The following is a 16,039-nucleotide window of genomic DNA, read 5'->3' on the forward strand; positions in this document are numbered from 1 at the left end:
GGTATCCGGCCGCAGACAGTAGCCAGGCGCTCACGTCGACATGATGGACGGGCGTGACCCACGTACGCTCGCCGCTCCAGAGTGGTCCCGGTCAAGGGCAAGGAGTCGGGAGTGGCTGAAGCCGAACGGTCCCTCGTGTTGTGGGACATCGACCGCACGCTGCTGTACGTCGGCGAGATCGATCGGCAGGTCTACCGCGAGGCCTTCGCTGAGATCGTTGGGCGCCCCGCGGAGCGCCTTCCAGCCCGGGGAACTGGCGTCACCATGCCCCTCGCGATCCGGTCCCTGCTCCTGGACAACGGCGTGTCGGCATCGGACGTCCCCCAACTGCTGCCGCGCATGGTCGAACTCCTGCCGCAACGCCTCGCCGCGCATGAGGAAAACCTGCGCGAGCAGGGCGTCCTCATGCCCGGTGCCGTGTCGGCGCTGAAGGCGGTGCGCGAGCAGACGCATTGCGTGCCGACCGTCGTCACAGGGAACCTCAAGCCCAACGCACTGCTGAAGCTCGAAGCGTTTGGCCTCGACGACTTCCTGGACACCGAAATCGGCGGGTACTCCTCCGACGACGAGCACCGTCCTGCTCTCGTCGCCGTCGCGCAAAGGCGAGCTCAGGCCAAACTCGGGGCAGCCTTCACTCGATCCAACACCGTCATCATCGGAGACTCCCTCGAAGATGTCCGCACAGGAGTTGAAGGCGGCGCTTCGGTGATTGGAATCGCGTCCGGCAAGACCACGGCTCGTGAACTGGCCTCAGCGCTGACGGTCAATCAATCATGGCTACGACTCCCCGCGCTGCCGCGTGCTCTCGTCTCCCCGCCGTTCCACGGCTCCTCCACCGGAGCGCGACTGGCCGAGTAGCGTTCGCGGTCGGGCCTCGGGCCGGTGTGCGGGGTGCGCGAGGGAGTTGCGCAGCCGGATGCCGTTGAACCCGCACGTGCTGGAGGTGATGGTCTCCCAGTACGGCCACAGGATGTCCAGAACCCGCAGCTGGATGCCGGCCTCGGCGTGCAGGGCAAGGAGGTCACCGACGGGCTCGGGTGGGCCCAGCGGCTGGACGGGTTCCTCCGCCACGTGGGCGCGTGGGACGGGCTCCCCGATGGGTCGGAAGGGTGTGGAGTCGAACCGGTAGGCGTAGAGGCGAACGTCGCGGATCTCCTCCAGCCAGTCGTACTCGATCGCGTGTACTCGATCTCCCCCGCCCGGGCCGATGATCCGCTCGCGGTCCGACGGGGACGTGTCGGGTGTCATCCATGCCATCGCCCGGGGACACTGCTTGGGGAACCAGTAGTCGGGGGAACGGACCGCGTCGACGGCCCAGACAAAGGCCCCCCGGTCCTTCGACGTCGGGGAGGCGCGCGGGACGAAGCGGGTGATCGTGGGATCCTCGGAGAAGTGCAGTAACTGTCCAGGCTCTGGCCGCATCGGGGCATCGTAAGTCCCCATGCGCGGTACTCGCCTTCCGCGTTTCCAGGCGCACCACTGCGACGCACCAGAACGAGCCGCCGGGTAACCGGTACAGGAAGCGCCGAGCGTCAGGTGCAACCAACGAGATCCGCTTCAACGACTCCGGGCTGGGCTGCTCCATCGTGATGGGCGGCAGGGTGCGGATCGATGGCAGGGCGACCGCACCATGGACGCGCGTCCCCGTAGGAGATCGTTGAGCACGCGCACCGGAGAAGTCGGGGACAGGACCAGTCGGGCGTCGAGCGCTGCCTCCCACTGCCCGGTCAGCCCGACCATCAGTCGTTTGCGCATGCCGGGCGTGACGTGGGCGTAGCGCGCCGAGACGGAGCCGTCGATGTGGCCCATCCTCTGGTCCATCAGGACCCGCTCAGTGCCGAGGTCCTCCATCACGGTCCGGTGGGTGTGGCGGAGGCCGTGGGGTGTGAGGCCCTTGGCGATCGGGAGCCAGCAGGCCTCGGCCCGATCGCTGGCCGCGCGGCCTCGGGCCGGGACGCCGGGCCACGGCTCTCCGAGCAGGGGTACGGGGCGGGCCGGCTGCGGCGCCTTCTTCGGGTACCAGCCGGAGACCGCAGGGGTGAACAGCCACGTCGCGAAGCCGTTTCGGCGCCAGTGGGCGGCGTGCTCTGGCACCGCACCGCCGCGCACGAATCCCAGGTCTGCGATGGCCTGCTCCACCCTCATCCGCTTGGCTTCGGTGACGCGGTCGGGGTGGTTGAGGACGTTGGACACCGTACCCGCGGAGACTTCTGCATGGCGTGCGACGTCGACGAGTTTCGCGCCTTGGTGGCCGCTGCCGCGAGCCGCGCCCTGCCCGCGGAAAACATAGGTCTTGCCGTGACACAGGCAGGGTCTCGGCTTCGTGCGGGTGACGTGGTTAGCGACCAGGGCCGACAGCCAGTCCATCGAGTCGATGGTCCGGTAGCTGTCGTCCTTGGGCGGGCAGCGCACCAGCTCGCCGGTGTCGAGTTCGTACAGCTGCCACTCGACACGGACGGAGCTCGGGCGGGCGAATTCCGTTTCCAGGCCGACGATTTCGCCCCAACGCATGCCGGTGTACCCCTTCAGGACGACGGCGACGAACTCGTCATCGCGGCCGGCGAGCAGGGCGGCGCGTTCGGCGGTCAGTAGGATGCCGAGCGCGTCGGTGACGACCTTCTCCGGGCCGCGGTTGCGGGAGCGGCCGGCGCGCTTGCCGCGTCCGCGCCGTCTGGCAGCTGGGTTGGTCGTGATCAAACCCTCGTAGATCGCGTCTTCGAAGATCACGTGGAGTGTCGAGCGCCAGGTTCTGACACTGGAGGCCGCGTAGACGGCCTTCTCCTTTTTCTCCCACAGGTCGACGTCCGTGTGCAGGATGCCGGCGAGCGCCTTGTCCTCGAAGGCTGGGAGCAGGTGCTCCTCGATGTGGCGCTTGTAGTTCTGCATGGTCGAGGCGGCCAGGTCCTGTGCCTCGTACCAGCGGTTCGCGTACTCGCCGAAGGTCTCCTGGCCGAGTGCCGGGTCGGGCCAGCCACCGCCCCGGCCCTTGCTCTCGGCGACGGCCGCGGCCCGTCGCACCTCGCCCTCGTCCCTGGCGATTCCGAGCGTGAGCACCTACGTCCTCCTCCCGCGCGAACTCATGGCTCACGCAGGCTCCCCGCGGAACTCCAAGGCCAACTCGACGCGCCGGAGAAGATCACGCGAAAAGACCGACCAAGGTCACACGAAGGGTGCGGAGATCAGCCGAGCAGGTTTGCTGGCGGTTTCCAGCACTCTGTGCCTTCGGCCTGCCGAGTTCGTCCAGGCAGCCCGATAGGACCTCGTCGCGCCTGCGGAGCGCATTCGCGAGGGGTGGCGGGCGTACGCCCGAGCAATCCCTACCGGCCCGAAGCGATCATTCAGGACCTCGGTAACCCTCAACGCTCCGGGAAACAAAGCCTGTTGCTGTCAATAGGTCGTCGGCGAATTCCTGCGGACACTTTGTCCGCTCGTCGCACTCGCGGAGTGGAATCGTCTCTTCACACTCCGTTGCGCGAATCCCCGACGGACCGCACCACCCATGCGCGACCCAGGTGCCTCTCTGCCCGAGCCATCGCTCTCCGCCGCCTATCCCGCACTGGAGGAGTCTTCCCATGGCAGCCCGTACGCGCAGGTCAGAAGACGTGTCCTCGGTTTCGACCGGCAAAATGGTCCCCCTTCAGCGTCAGCGAGGTACGGAGGGAACCGTCGAGCTGGCCGCAACCACGATCTCGCCGAAGATCGCCGTCGCACTGCATGACGGCTACTACGGGTGCACATCGGGCACAGGCTTCAGCAACAGGGCCTTCCTTGAGGTACTCGCGCGGACACTGCCCCGAGGACGCCTCCTGGTCATGCCCGTTCACATCTCACGCACCGACCCCAGTTACGACCCCAGGTGGGTGGCCGAGACGGAGGGAATGCTGCGGCAGGCCGGGGCCAAGGTCGTTCCGGTTCCGGGTGGTCGAGCGGCGACCGCCACCCTCGCGGGCTGCGAAGCACTGTGCGAGCAGGTCACGGAAGCCGCCCGGGAGCGTCTCGCCGACGCGCCCATGGCCCAACTGATCGGCCTGGATATCCCCTTCCTCGGGCTCGGCCCCCATCGGCGCGCCGATGATCCGTTCAGCCTCCTTCTCCTGCCTCGGTCGACGAGCGAACTCGCCTGCCCGGAGGACCGGCGACGCATCCGATGGGAGCACAAGGGGCTGACAGCGGCAGTGCGTGGCGGTGCACGCGTAGCCTCCATCTCGCACCACATGCGCGGCCATCTTGAGCAGGTCTACGGCGTCCCGCGGCACGTGGTGGTCGATCTCCCCAACGGCCTGCTCCTGAGCGACCACGAGGACATGGCCCCGGCTCCGCTGCCGCCGCAGGCCGAAGCGGGGTTCCTGCTGGCCATGGGCCGGGCGGTGGAGAGCAAGGGCTTCGAGGACCTGCTTGAGGCCGTCCGCATCCTCGGTATGCAGGGTGAACGGGTGCCGCACCTCCTACTTGCGCCCACGACGCACACGGAGACTCTGACCGGCTACCAGCAACGACTCCAGACGATGGTCCGCGACTACGCGATCGACGCGACGTTCCTGCCGCGGTTCTCCCCTCAGTACCGCTCATGGCTGCGGAGCCCGGCCCTCCGTGGAGTCGTGGTGCCCTCCCGGGCCGAACCGTTCGGGAGGATTCCTCTCGAAGCCTTCGCTTCGGGGGCCGCGCCGGTAGTGGCGACTCGGGCGGGCGGGCTCATGGAGACCGTCGTCGACGGGGTGACCGGGTTCACGGCGGAAGCTCGTGACCCCATGGACCTCACCCACGCGATCAGGCGGGCGCTTCACATCAGCGCCCAAGAACGTGAGCAGATGCGTGAACGCGGCAGGGCCCTGCTCATGGCCCGGCACGACTACGAGGCCACGATCCACTCCTACCTGCGCCAGTACGTCCCTTGGGCGATGGCGCTCAGCGTCTCCTCGAGGAGTGGAGCGTGACAACCACCGCGCTGGTCGCCATCAATTCCCCTTACCCTTTCTGGCGGTTATCCGATCGGCACGCCGGACAGTTACGGTCCGCCTTTCCCGACGTCCGCTTCCTGATCGCCCACGAGCACGACGTCCCCGTCGAGATCCGCACCGCTGACGTCTATTTCGGCTGGTCCTTCGACGCCGAGTGGTTGAAGACCTCCCCACGGCTCCGCTGGACGGCCACCCCGTCGGCCGGCGTCGATCACTGGCCGGCCGCCGCGCTCGATGCCGCGGGCATCACGCTCACCCGCGGGTACGGCTACCACGGGAGGCCGATGGCCGAGCACGCGATCGGCCTGATTCTTGGCTTCTCGCGGGGCCTGTTCACGAGTGCACGACTTCAGACCCGGTCCGTCTGGTGGAAGGACGTCCTCGCAGACAGCTTCTTCGACCTCTACGGCGAGACGCTCACGATCGTCGGCTGCGGCTCCGTCGGCCTCCGCCTCGCGGAGGTGGCGCAGGCATTCGGAATGCATGTCATAGGAGTACGCCGCAGCGCTCCTCGCTCCGAACCCGACGGGATCGAATGGGTGCCGGCACACCGCGTTCGTGAAGCACTCCCGCGCTCACGCGCCGTCGTCAACCTGCTTCCCGCGACCGACGAGACGCACGGCTTCTTCAACGAGAGCACCTTCAAGGCGTGCCGGCCCGGGACGGTCTTCATCAACCTAGGGCGGGCCAGCACAGTCGACCACGACGCGCTCCTCGGCGCCCTCGATCAAGGCCCGCTGGTCGGCGCCGCCCTCGACGTACAGCCGCGTAAGCCGCCAGCGCTCGACGATCCGCTCCGCCACCACCCGCGGATCGTGCTCACACCGAAAAGCGCCGTCTTCAGCCACGCCTACATGGACCAGGCGGTCGCCTTCTTCGTCGACAACCTCCGGCTTCACCTCGCCGGCCAGCCCCTCAACGGTGCTGTCACCCCAACCCACGGAGGGACACATGCCCCCCACTGACCAGCAGTCGCCCAGGAACGACCTGTTGCGGCGGTTCGCCGAGTCGGGCCGGAACCATCCCTACCTGGCATTCACTCTCAACTCGATCTGCAATCTCGACTGCGTCTTCTGCAAGCCACGGTGCATGCCCGACTACGGGCACAAGGACAAGACGCTCACCGTCTCCGACTACGCGGGCATCGCGAACGAGGCCGGGCTCTGGGGCATCCGCAAGGCGCACTGCTCAGGCGGGGAGCCGACGCTGCGTGCCGACATCCTCGACATCATCGGAGCGCTCTCCGACGGGCTCGGCGACGAGGCGACCGTCGGCATGACCAGCCACGGCAACCTGCGCCGCGGCCTGACAGTGGACGAGTTGCACAATGCCGGGCTCACGTACCTGAACATCAGCCTGCACAGCCTCGATCCCACACGGTCTACCGAGATCATGGGCGGCGGCGACCCACGAGTCGCCCGCGCAACGATCGACCGTGCACTCGAACTCGGCCTCAAAGTCAAGATCAACTGTGTGCTCCAGCGGTCGTACCTGGACGACGCCTTCGGTGTCGCCGAACTCGCCAAGCGACTCCCCATCGCCGTACGGCTGATCGAACTGCAGCGCATCGGACCGGCGGAGGCGCTGTTCCCCACGGAGTTCGTGTCTGAGGCGGAGGTCCGCGAACGCCTCCACGCCTGGTTCGAGAAGGCCGGCGAGATCTCCCGGACCGAGTTGGGAGTGCGAAGCCCGGGCCAGTACCTGCGGCCGCCCGGCTGGGCGGGCTCCATCGGGTTCATCTCCAACTCCTCCTGCGCCACCTGCTCCGACGCCAACCGCATCAAGGTCACACCCACCGGCATCGCCCGGCCCTGCATCCTGCACAACCGCGACATCGCCCTGAAGCAGCACCTCGCGGACGGCACCATGGCCGACGCCTACGCCCACCTCTTCAACGCCATGCTCGAACGGGACAGCAACGAGGCCTGGCAGGGCTTCCACTACGTCGACTACGACCTTCGCTGGGACCGCATGGAGCGACCGCAGGGCGTGCCCGTCCTTCCCTTGCTGCCCGTGGCCAGCGGTACGGGTGGGGGCTGCTCACTTCGCCGACCCGGAGGTGAATCCGAGTGACCAGGGCTCGTTCCACCGCGTCGTACGCGCAGCTCGGCGTCGTCTACGCCGAGCAGTTGGCCGCCCAGGACGTCACCGCGAGCATGCTCACGCACAAGTGGCAGGCCGGCGACCTCATCGCACCGCACTCGGACATCGACATCCGCGTCGTCCTCGACGAGACCCCTGCCTCATGGTGGGAGTGGAATGAGCGGCTGGCCACCGCCCACCACCGGGCGGTACTCCTGCATCCGTCCCACAGCCGACTGCTCGAACATCCACCCGGGTTCGCGTTCACTACGGGCGAGCTCGACCGGAACCAGGTGTCACCAGCCGAGACCTCCACCTGGAGCCTGGTCACGGGCAGCGCGGCCACTCTCGGGCGGTGGCAGTCCCGTGCGCAGATGATGCCCTGGAGCCGCGCGGACGAGAGGTTCTATCGCGGGATCCTCGACGCACGGATCGGAGGCCGCTACCAACTCGACAAGGACAGCGCCGACAACGTCCACCACGACCTCGACGGCTACCGAAGGCACTGCGTCGCCTGGCACTACGTGGCGCCGTGCTGGTTCGCGTCGGCGGCCCTCGCCACCCGTACCCGCGGCCCCGGGAAGACGGCAGCCCTCAGCCAGTGGCATCCTGGCGAACTCGAGGTCCTTGCCGAGGCGATCCTCCGCCTGTCCGCCACGTCCTCGGATCCGGAGCCTTCTCCCACGCAGCTACTGCGCTCGGCCCACGTCGCCGTGGACGCCGTACTGCGACGCACACCGCGCCCCAGGCCGCTGCCGGAGGGGTCGGAAGCGGAGGCGGAGGCCTGGACCACCACCGCCGGCATGCTCCGCGTACGTGCCGCACGCTGGATCTACTACCTGGATCCTCCGCCGGAGACCGCGACCGGCTACTTGATCGCTCGCGAGGAGAAGGAACTCCGTTCCGCCAGGAACACCTTGACCCGCCTCGCCGACCGGACCTCCGGTGACGACGCGCTGCTCGTGAAGGCCATGACGGAGCTGCTGCCACCAGGCCCGACCACGGCGAGCACCCTTCACGACCTCCTCGCCCTGTGGAGTCGTCACCGCTCCGTCGTCGAGGACTTCCTCTCCGCCCACTCCACGTGACCAAAGGGGCTCTCCATGACGTCCTCCGTGCTGTCCAACGCGCAAAGGACCCTCAAGACCGCGAAAATCAAGATCACGACCAAGTGCAACCGCCACTGCGACTTCTGCATCTTCGCCGAAGGCGGCCAAGGCGAGAACATGCCGCTGGACACGTTCAGGCAGGTCCTCGACCGCCTCGGACAGATCCCATTCCGACAGCTGCACATCAACGGCGGAGAACCCACCGTCCACCGCGACTTCAGCGAGCTCAGCGGCCTGGCCCGTGACTGCTTCCCGGAGCAGATCATGGTGCTCGGCTCCAACGCGATCACCCTGGCCCGCAACGAGCGCCTCTTCCAGGCGACCCTCGCGCACTACGACCAAGTCCTGATCGGCTGCGACGAGGAGCACGACAACTACGACGAGGTCAGCGCCGTCGTCCCCGTACTCCGTGACGCCGGAAAGACCGTCGTCATCAACAGCGTGCTGGAGGCCATCGCCCCGGACCGCCTCAGCCAACTGGCCGCCCTGTGCGACGAGTACGGCGCCATCCACGTCACCAACCACGTCCACCACATCGACGTCGGCCAGCCCGCCAACGATCTCGGCGGCCTCTGCGACCGCAACGTCGACCAGCACCTCATGATCGAGGTCGACGGCGACTGCTACCGGTGCTTCAACGCCATGGCCAAGAACGACAGCGAGTTCACGGTCTGGGACGACGACTTCGCCACCAAGGTCTTCGCGCCGCGCCGCGAGCACTACGACTTCTGCCTGAAGTGCCATGAGTACAGGGACTCGGGCCTTCAGGTCGTCCCCTCCCTCGCCCATCGCACGGCTTCCGTCTGACCACCCTCTTCCCGGAGGTCCCCATGCCCGCAGCGCTCGGTCTGAACTTCCACCACGACACCTCCGCCTGCCTCGTCGTCGACGGGCGCATCTACGCGGCCGAGGAGGAGCGATGGAGCGGCGTCAAACACAACCGCACCACACGCAAGGGCATCCTCAGCACCCCCACCCATGCCCTCGACTGGTGCCTGCGGTCCGCCGGCATCAGCGTCGACGACATCGACCACGTGTGGACCCCGTCCATGCGGCCTTCCCCCCGGCATGGATCGTGGGTGTCCACGGAACAGACCGAACTCGCCGCCCTGCTCCCCGAGACGCTCGGGCAGCGGCTGCAGCTCATCTCCCACCACACCGCCCACGTCCTGGCCGGCTATCTGCTCTCCGGCCAGGAACACGCCGCCGGACTGGTTATCGACGCGGGCGGTTCCGTCCTCGGCACGGACATCGGATCGGGACGCGAACGGATCACCGGCTACGACCTGACACCGGACAGCATCGACCGCGTCCACCAGGTCGCACCAGCCATCGCCCCCGGCCCGTCCGGACCCGTGCGCACCCACCCGTCCCTCGGCCACTTCTACCGCAACCTCGCGCTGCGGGTGATTCCGCCAGGCAACGAAGTCGAGGGCAGCATGATGGCCCTGGCCGCGTTCGGGGATCCGGACCGCTACTACAAGGAACTCCGCGACCTCGTCCATCTCGGCGAGCACGGACACGTACACATCGTGGCGCCTTGGGGCTCGTACGACGCCGACACCCCGCTCAGGATCGAAGGCACCATCTGGACCGCGCGGTCTGCCGACTCGAAGCCGCTGGACACCCGCGCCGACCTGGCCGCGGCGGCACAGCGGGTCTTCGCAGAGGCGGTCATCCACGTGGCCCGTCATCTGCGCCGCCTCACGGCCGCCCACACACTGGTCTTCTCCGGCGGCTGCGCCCTGAACTCCCATCTCAACGGCACCCTCACCGAGGAATCCGGCTTCGAGAACCTGTTCGTCGCCCCGGCTCCGCACGACGCCGGCACCGCGGTCGGCGCCGCCCTTTACGCCTGGAACTACATCCTCCGACAACCCCTTCTGCCGAAGCCCGAGGACGCCGACTGGGGCCCGCTCCCCGGTCCGGTGCCCGACGGAGCGCTGGCGGGCGGCTACCGCAGCGTCTCCGGCCTCGGTGAACGGCTGATCCCCACCGTCGCCGCGCTCCTCGCAGACCACCACGTCGTCGGCTGGGTACGGGGCGGCATGGAGTTCGGGCCGAGGGCCCTCGGTCACCGCTCGATCCTCGCCCACCCCGGCAAGGCGGAGACCAAGACCCGCCTGAACGCCCTCAAACAGCGAGCCGACTACCGCCCGTTGGCGCCCTTGGCACTGGCCGAGGAAGCCGACGCGTGGTTTCTCGGCGACGGCGACCCGTTCATGAACCGCGTCGTACGCGCAAGGCACTGCAAGTCCGACCGGATGCCCGCGGTTGTCCACCACGACGGAACCGCCCGTCTCCAGACCGTGGGCCGAGGGCACTCCGGCGTGCGCCCGCTCCTGGAGGATTTCCACCGGCTCACCGGCGTGCCCGTCCTCCTGAACACCTCCCTGAATTTCAAGGGAACGCCCATCCTCCGCACTGCCGAGCAGGCCGTCACCGCCGCGGTCGATCTCGGTCTCGACGCCTTGGTCGTGGAGGACACGCTGGTCCTCGCCCCACATGTGCGGCTCGACACGGCCCTGACGGCCCCCGACGGAACGGACCGCGCATGACCAGTACCCCCGCCGTGACAGACGAACTCGGCTTCAAGGACTGGCCGGAGCCGGAACGAGCACGTGGGCGGCTCGCCGCGATCCTCGCCACGACGGTCTACGCCGGTCACGTCCGTGACCAGGGATCGCCCTACATCAACCACCCAGTGCGCGTCGTGACCGTCCTGAAGGACGAACTGGGTGTCACCGATCCCGAACTGCTCATCCTCGGCTTGCTGCACGACGCGCTGGAGATCGCGCCGTCGGCTGAGCGCCTCATAGCTTCCCAGCTGGGCCCAGCCCTCACACAACGGCTGCGTTCCATGACCCCCGATCACCGGCTGGAGCAGCGCCCCAAGCAGCCGTGGGACTCGGACGTCTGGCACAACAAGATCAGGTGCCTCGGCCCGGAGGAACTGCTCATCCGTCTCGCCGACCGCATCGACAACCTGCGCGACCTTCGACACTCGCCGGACCCTGACCGCCGGGCGCGCTTCCTTGACAGCCTGACCAGCACCTACCTGCCGCTCGCCGAGGCGTCCCGCGATGTGAGTCCACCACTACGAGCCGCGTACGAGGTGCTCCACGCCGACTACCGACAGCAAGCGGAGGCGAGCAGGTGACCCCAGTCGTCCACTCCATGTCGCCGCAGGGCCGCACCGGAGGCCGCGTCTACCTCCGCATGATCCATGAGGTCACAGCCAACTCGATCGAATGGCGCACGGTGCCGGACTACAAACGCACCTACACGGTCCGCCGAGGACGGAAGGTGCGCCACCTGGCCCGCCTCGCCCCCCGCATCCGCGAACTCAGAGACGAGCCGGGCGCGTTCCTCTGGGACGACCTGAGCATCCTGTTCTTCACCCCGGAGATGCGGGCCCGGACCGTCTTCGTCTTCCACCACTACGAGCCCCTCCAGTTCGACTCCTGGCCCCTCGAACCGCTGCTGTGGCGCAGGCTCTTCGCGGTTCTGCCCTTTTGCCGTGCGGTGGTGTGCGTCGCCCCATCCTGGGCGGCATTCCTGAGGGAGCGCGGAGTGGACAACGTCCAGGTGATCTACAACGCCTTCGACCTCGCCGAGATCGACGGAGTCCGCGGCATGGACCCGGCCGAAAGTAAGGCCCGCCTCGGTCTCCCGCAGGACGAGATCATCGTCTACGCGGGCAAAGCTGTGCACTGGAAAGGCATCGAGACGGTCGCCACGGCCATCGAGGGCGAACCCGGGCTCCGTCTCGTGACCACCGGGAGCAACACTATCGGCTCCCCGGGACTCCACTTCGACCTGCCTCGTCCCCGGTACCTCGAACTGCTGCGGGCCTGCGACGTCGGGGTCTTCACCCCACGCATGCGGGAAGGGTGGAGCCGGTGCGCCGCAGAAGCGCTGCTCCTGGGCATGCCGTGCCTCATCCAGCCGATCGCCGGACTCGGTGACCTCGCGCGTCTGACCGAGCAGCCGCCCCTGGATCCGCGTCGGCTCGCTCAGCAGATACGGGATCGGGCGGACGCTGCGCCCGCCGAGTCGAAGACCGCGTACGAGACGCTGGCCCGCTTCGACACGACGTACTTCCGCGACGCATGGTCCCGCCTCCTCGCGCAGGCGGCGGGACCATGATTAGGAAGTGATCAGCCGGCGAGCTTCGCCAGCGCGGCGTCGATCCGGGCGAGCGTGCGGTCCTTGCCGAGGACCTCCAGGGACTCGAAGAGGGGCAGACCGACCGTGCGGCCCGTGACCGCGACGCGCACCGGGGCCTGGGCCTTACCCAGCTTCAGGCCGTGCTCCTCGCCCGCGGCCAGGACCGCCTCCTTGAGGGACTCGGGGCTGGTCCAGTCGGCCGTCTCCAGCTTGGCTCGGGCCGTGGTGAGGAGAGCCACAGGGTCGCCCTTCATCGCCTTGTCCCAGGACGCCTCGTCCTCCACCGGCTCCTTCAGGAACAGGAAGTCGACGTTGGCCGTGATGTCCGACAGGACGGCCACGCGTGTCTGGGCGTGAGGGGCGATCGCCTCCCACGCGGCCTGGTCGAAGTTTTCGGGCGCCCAGTTGGCGTACGGGGCGAGCAGCCACGGCTCGCATGCCTCGACGAACTTCTCCAGCGGCAGGGCGCGGATGTACTCGCCGTTGAAGGCGGTCAGCTTCTTGATGTCGAAGAAGGCCGGCGAGGTGTTCACGTCCTCGACGCGGAACTTCTGCTCCAGCTCCTTGTACGGGCGGAGCTCGATGTCGTCCCCAGGGCCCCAGCCGAGCAGCATCAGGTAGTTGGTCATTGCCTCCGGCAGGTAACCCTCGGCGAGGTAGTCCTCAAGAGCGACCTTGTCCCGGCGCTTGGACAGCTTCTGCCGCTTCTCGTTCACGATCACCGGCAGGTGCGCCCACACTGGGGCCTTCGCGCCGAGCGCCTCCCACAGCAGCTGCTGCTTGGGCGTGTTCGACAGGTGCTCGTCGCCACGGATGACCAGGGTGATGCCCTCGTCGAGGTCGTCGACCACGTTGGCGATAAGGAAGACCGGGGAGCCGTCGCCGCGGGCGATGACGAAGTCCTCGATCGCCGAGTTTGGGAAGGAGGGCTCACCCCGGATCAGGTCCACGACGACCGTCTCGCCCTCAGTGGGCGTGCGGAACCGCAGCGCCCGGCCCTGCACGTACTCCAGACCCCGGTCCCGGCAGAAGCCGTCGTAGCCGAGGTGCTGCGAACCGGTGCGCTCCTGGAGCTGCTCACGGGTGCAGTCGCAGTAGTACGCGCGGCCCTGCGTGTAGAGCTGCTGGGCGGCCTCGCTGTGACGGTCGGCGTTCTGCGACTGGAAGTACGGACCCTCGAAGGCGGGATCGTCCTTGGAGATCCCGATGGACGCGAGCGCGCTGATGATGCCGTCGATCCACTCCGGCTTGTTGCGGGCCGCGTCGGTGTCCTCGATCCGCAGAACGAACTTGCCCCCTGACTGTCGTGCGACGGCCCAGTTGTAGAGAGCCGACCGGGCCCCGCCAACATGGAACATTCCAGTCGGGGACGGGGCGAAACGCACGCGTGTGGAGGCTGTAGACATGCCTGCAAGCCTACCGATTTCCAACGGCTGCTCGACCGTTGCAGACGATCACATTATTCGGCCCGTCGGAGATCTTGTGATGCCGTCCGGCTGAGGTGGGCATCCACCGCGCGCGTGATGCTGCGTCCTGTGGCGATCTGCTTGTTGCTGAGCACGTCGGGAATCACCGTGAAGCCCTGCTGACGGAAGGAAGTCCTCGTCTCGTCAGTGATGGTTCGGCATGCCGTTCAGTTCACCAGGCAGCGTCTTGCCCAGCAACCAAATTGCCCTGGCTGTCCGCGCCGACAGAATCGCTCCACACAGCGCGACCCGGCACATGCATGTTCAGTCTGGAGCTGATCCACGACAGCGTTTGTAGACGTGCCAAGCCGTGGACTCACTGATGCCGAACGCGGCGCCGAGTTGGGCGTACGTGGACCCGCCCTGCTCACGCATCCCTACGAGGTCAGCTTCCTGTTCACTGGTGAGTGCATGTCGTCCGCCCCGCCCGGTGGCTGGAACAGGGGGCGGATCGGTGAGGTGACGCCAGGTTGCCCCCCGTACTGCCGCTCGGACCGTTGCGTACTCCAGGCGAAACTTGTCAGCAAGCGATCGCAAGGAAGCGCCTCCAGCATGCGCCCGCCGCATCTCTCCCACTGACGCCGCGGTCAGGAGCACACCTGGGCGACGCGGCTCTCCGGGGAGGTCCTCCGGGACCTGACCACCGACATGTCCCCAGGTGACGCCCCTGATCGCATCGTGAACAGTGTTGTAGGGAAGGCCGTTTCTCGTTGCGAGATAGCGCACCGACGCGCCATCAGCGTGCTCGCGCCTCAACCTACGCACGTGATCTTCATTCAGGACGGTCGGGCTGGGCTGATCCGGATCAGCGGGCATGGGCCGGCTGATCGGCGGTGGATCGTCCACGCGGCGCCAGGTGGCGCCATAGACCGCCTTTGAGAGCGCTCTACTGCTCACTCCGATCGCACGTGCGAGGTGATCTACCGAAGCCCCGCTTCGTACCTGCCGCCGGGCGTCACGAACCAGCTCCTCCGTGAGAACCCTTCGACCGCCGAGGTGCTCCCGCGGTGAGCCGTCGGAATGCCCATCCGAAGCATGTGGCGACACGTAAACACTCCCCACTCTCAATGCCTGAGCTGGGCAGGACGACTCGGGCTGCGGCAGCATCGCCGTGGAGAGCGATGTGCGGCCCGAGGTCTCCGGCGCGATCAGATGCACGCAGACAAGGTCTACGGGCCTACTCCGACCGTATCCGTCTTCTGCCCACGGTCGGCCCCCCTGCTGGCGATGGGCGCGTTTACCGACGCACTTGCGTGAGGGCTCTCTGAAAAAGTGCAGGCGCGGGTTGGTGCCGATCCACCTACCAGGCCGCCTGCCTCTCGCCTGCACGTCGACACAGCGGGAGCCCGCCCCTTCCGGGGCGGTGGTCAAGGACGATCGCAACTGAAGCAGCCCCCAGGCAGTTCCCTGTTCGAGCGTACGAAATGTCGGCTTGGCAGAAGCGCAGGGCCCCGCGTCGTGCGGGGCCCTGCGGCTAGAACTGCCGAAGGATGAAGTCCGTCACCGCGCGGCCGGCGCCCGCACAGAGGCCCTTCACCGCTGCCGTCACGACCCAGGACCTGGTGGCGGAGGGGGACTTCGAGGTGTTCACTTCAGACTCTGAGCCGGATGATGAAAGCCTCGGTGGGCGGGGCTCCGGAATGCTGGGTGCGGACTCCGGCTCGGCTGGCTGCGCCTTGGGCATGTTGCCCCTCCGTAGTAGGGAGGAGCGGGATTACAACGGCCTCTGATGCGTTCCCACGGGACGGCACGCGTCGTCATCCCGCCCGAGTGAATCAGCGCGAAGACCTGAGATCCACGCTGACGAGCGAGCGGGAAGGGCCTATGCCTCGGTAGTCCATCGCGGTCGAATCAGCGATGGTGCATCGTCCCGGGCCGTGGCTGAACATGGCCCATACGTTAGCCCGTACGGGCGACAGATCGCACAAGCAAGCGAGAGTTGAGTGTCGCGATTTACGCCACAGGCCCGTGACGGAACTCGGCCACCCAGTTGGCCGTTGTTATTCGGGCGAGTTCGTCAAGTGCGTCGGGTTGGGACTCAGCGGTGGCCCGCCAAGGTGATCGTCCTCGATGCCGACGAGGCGGGGTTCCTCGACCGTCCTCAGGCAATGGGGTGGCTCGTTCCTCGACTCAGGGCCACTCGCCCCTGCATCCACCGCTATCCGACAGGGAGGCTGAAAGGGCACCAGGGGGCGGCTCTTCGGGACGGTCCGGAGGGACGGCAACGGCCACTGCGGCCACATGAGTCGGCGCG

General features: G+C 67.6%; 12 protein-coding genes. 9 read left to right on the forward strand and 3 right to left on the reverse strand.

Features of this window, described 5'->3' with window-relative positions:
• Positions 1-111: 111 nt before the first annotated feature.
• Positions 112-858, forward strand: a complete 747-nt coding sequence (locus PV734_RS26875; RefSeq protein ID WP_319292407.1) for a haloacid dehalogenase-like hydrolase — start codon at positions 112-114, stop codon at positions 856-858.
• Here the strand turns inward: PV734_RS26875 and PV734_RS26880 are convergent.
• Together PV734_RS26880 and PV734_RS26885 are read right to left on the reverse strand one after the other, a co-directional pair.
• Entirely contained in the window at positions 778-1,422 is a 645-nt protein-coding gene (locus PV734_RS26880) for a DUF6886 family protein (protein WP_319292409.1), read from the reverse strand. The genes PV734_RS26875 and PV734_RS26880 overlap by 81 nt on opposite strands.
• A 135-nt stretch (positions 1,423-1,557) precedes the next feature.
• Positions 1,558-3,054, reverse strand: a complete 1,497-nt coding sequence (locus PV734_RS26885; RefSeq protein ID WP_319292410.1) for a LacI family DNA-binding transcriptional regulator — start codon at positions 3,052-3,054, stop codon at positions 1,558-1,560.
• Between the two features lie 518 nt (positions 3,055-3,572).
• Here PV734_RS26885 and PV734_RS26890 point away from each other — a divergent pair.
• Genes PV734_RS26890 through PV734_RS26925 form a run of 8 tightly spaced genes read left to right on the forward strand, consistent with a single transcriptional unit; the run spans position 3,573 to position 12,298 of the window.
• Entirely contained in the window at positions 3,573-4,934 is a 1,362-nt protein-coding gene (locus PV734_RS26890; RefSeq protein WP_319292412.1) for a glycosyltransferase family 4 protein, read from the forward strand.
• The gene (locus PV734_RS26895; protein WP_319292414.1) at positions 4,931-5,923 is read left to right on the forward strand and encodes a D-2-hydroxyacid dehydrogenase; all 993 of its coding nucleotides are present in this window, start codon (positions 4,931-4,933) and stop codon (positions 5,921-5,923) included. The genes PV734_RS26890 and PV734_RS26895 overlap by 4 nt, the downstream gene beginning before the upstream one ends.
• Positions 5,910-7,031 (forward strand): GTP 3',8-cyclase MoaA, encoded by a 1,122-nt coding sequence (locus PV734_RS26900; RefSeq protein ID WP_319292417.1) that lies wholly within the window; start codon positions 5,910-5,912, stop codon positions 7,029-7,031. Before PV734_RS26895 ends, PV734_RS26900 begins: the two co-directional genes overlap by 14 nt.
• Complete coding sequence (locus PV734_RS26905; protein WP_319292419.1) at positions 7,028-8,128, forward strand: hypothetical protein; 1,101 nt, start codon at positions 7,028-7,030, stop codon at positions 8,126-8,128. Before PV734_RS26900 ends, PV734_RS26905 begins: the two co-directional genes overlap by 4 nt.
• 15 nt (positions 8,129-8,143) lie before the next feature.
• Positions 8,144-8,956: a radical SAM protein gene (locus PV734_RS26910; protein WP_319292421.1), complete on the forward strand. Its 813-nt coding sequence runs from the start codon at positions 8,144-8,146 to the stop codon at positions 8,954-8,956.
• Positions 8,957-8,979: 23 nt separating this feature from the next.
• Complete coding sequence (locus PV734_RS26915) at positions 8,980-10,707, forward strand: carbamoyltransferase C-terminal domain-containing protein (protein ID WP_319292423.1); 1,728 nt, start codon at positions 8,980-8,982, stop codon at positions 10,705-10,707.
• The gene (locus PV734_RS26920; RefSeq protein ID WP_319292425.1) at positions 10,704-11,309 is read left to right on the forward strand and encodes an HD domain-containing protein; all 606 of its coding nucleotides are present in this window, start codon (positions 10,704-10,706) and stop codon (positions 11,307-11,309) included. The genes PV734_RS26915 and PV734_RS26920 overlap by 4 nt, the downstream gene beginning before the upstream one ends.
• Entirely contained in the window at positions 11,306-12,298 is a 993-nt protein-coding gene (locus PV734_RS26925; protein ID WP_319292427.1) for a glycosyltransferase, read from the forward strand. The genes PV734_RS26920 and PV734_RS26925 overlap by 4 nt, the downstream gene beginning before the upstream one ends.
• Before the next feature lie 11 nt (positions 12,299-12,309).
• On the opposite strand, the gene gltX is transcribed toward PV734_RS26925, so the two are convergent.
• A complete protein-coding gene (gene gltX, locus PV734_RS26930) occupies positions 12,310-13,677 on the reverse strand; it encodes a glutamate--tRNA ligase (protein WP_046912628.1) in 1,368 nt (455 codons plus the stop codon).
• Positions 13,678-16,039 lie beyond the last annotated feature (2,362 nt).

The sequence above is a fragment of the Streptomyces sp. AK08-02 genome, assembly GCF_033795085.1.
GTDB classification, from domain to species: Bacteria; Actinomycetota; Actinomycetes; order Streptomycetales; family Streptomycetaceae; genus Streptomyces; species Streptomyces echiniscabiei.

Bases quoted from the DNA above. Each gene is read 5' to 3' on its own strand.
- PV734_RS26880 (WP_319292409.1), bottom strand. From the start codon at position 1,422: ATGCGGCCAGAGCCTGGACAGTTACTGCACTTCTCCGAGGATCCCACG.
- PV734_RS26890 (WP_319292412.1), top strand. From the start codon at position 3,573: ATGGCAGCCCGTACGCGCAGGTCAGAAGACGTGTCCTCGGTTTCGACC.
- PV734_RS26900 (WP_319292417.1), top strand. From the start codon at position 5,910: ATGCCCCCCACTGACCAGCAGTCGCCCAGGAACGACCTGTTGCGGCGG.
- PV734_RS26910 (WP_319292421.1), top strand. From the start codon at position 8,144: ATGACGTCCTCCGTGCTGTCCAACGCGCAAAGGACCCTCAAGACCGCG.
- PV734_RS26915 (WP_319292423.1), top strand. From the start codon at position 8,980: ATGCCCGCAGCGCTCGGTCTGAACTTCCACCACGACACCTCCGCCTGC.
- PV734_RS26920 (WP_319292425.1), top strand. From the start codon at position 10,704: ATGACCAGTACCCCCGCCGTGACAGACGAACTCGGCTTCAAGGACTGG.
- gltX (WP_046912628.1), bottom strand. From the start codon at position 13,677: ATGTTCCATGTTGGCGGGGCCCGGTCGGCTCTCTACAACTGGGCCGTC.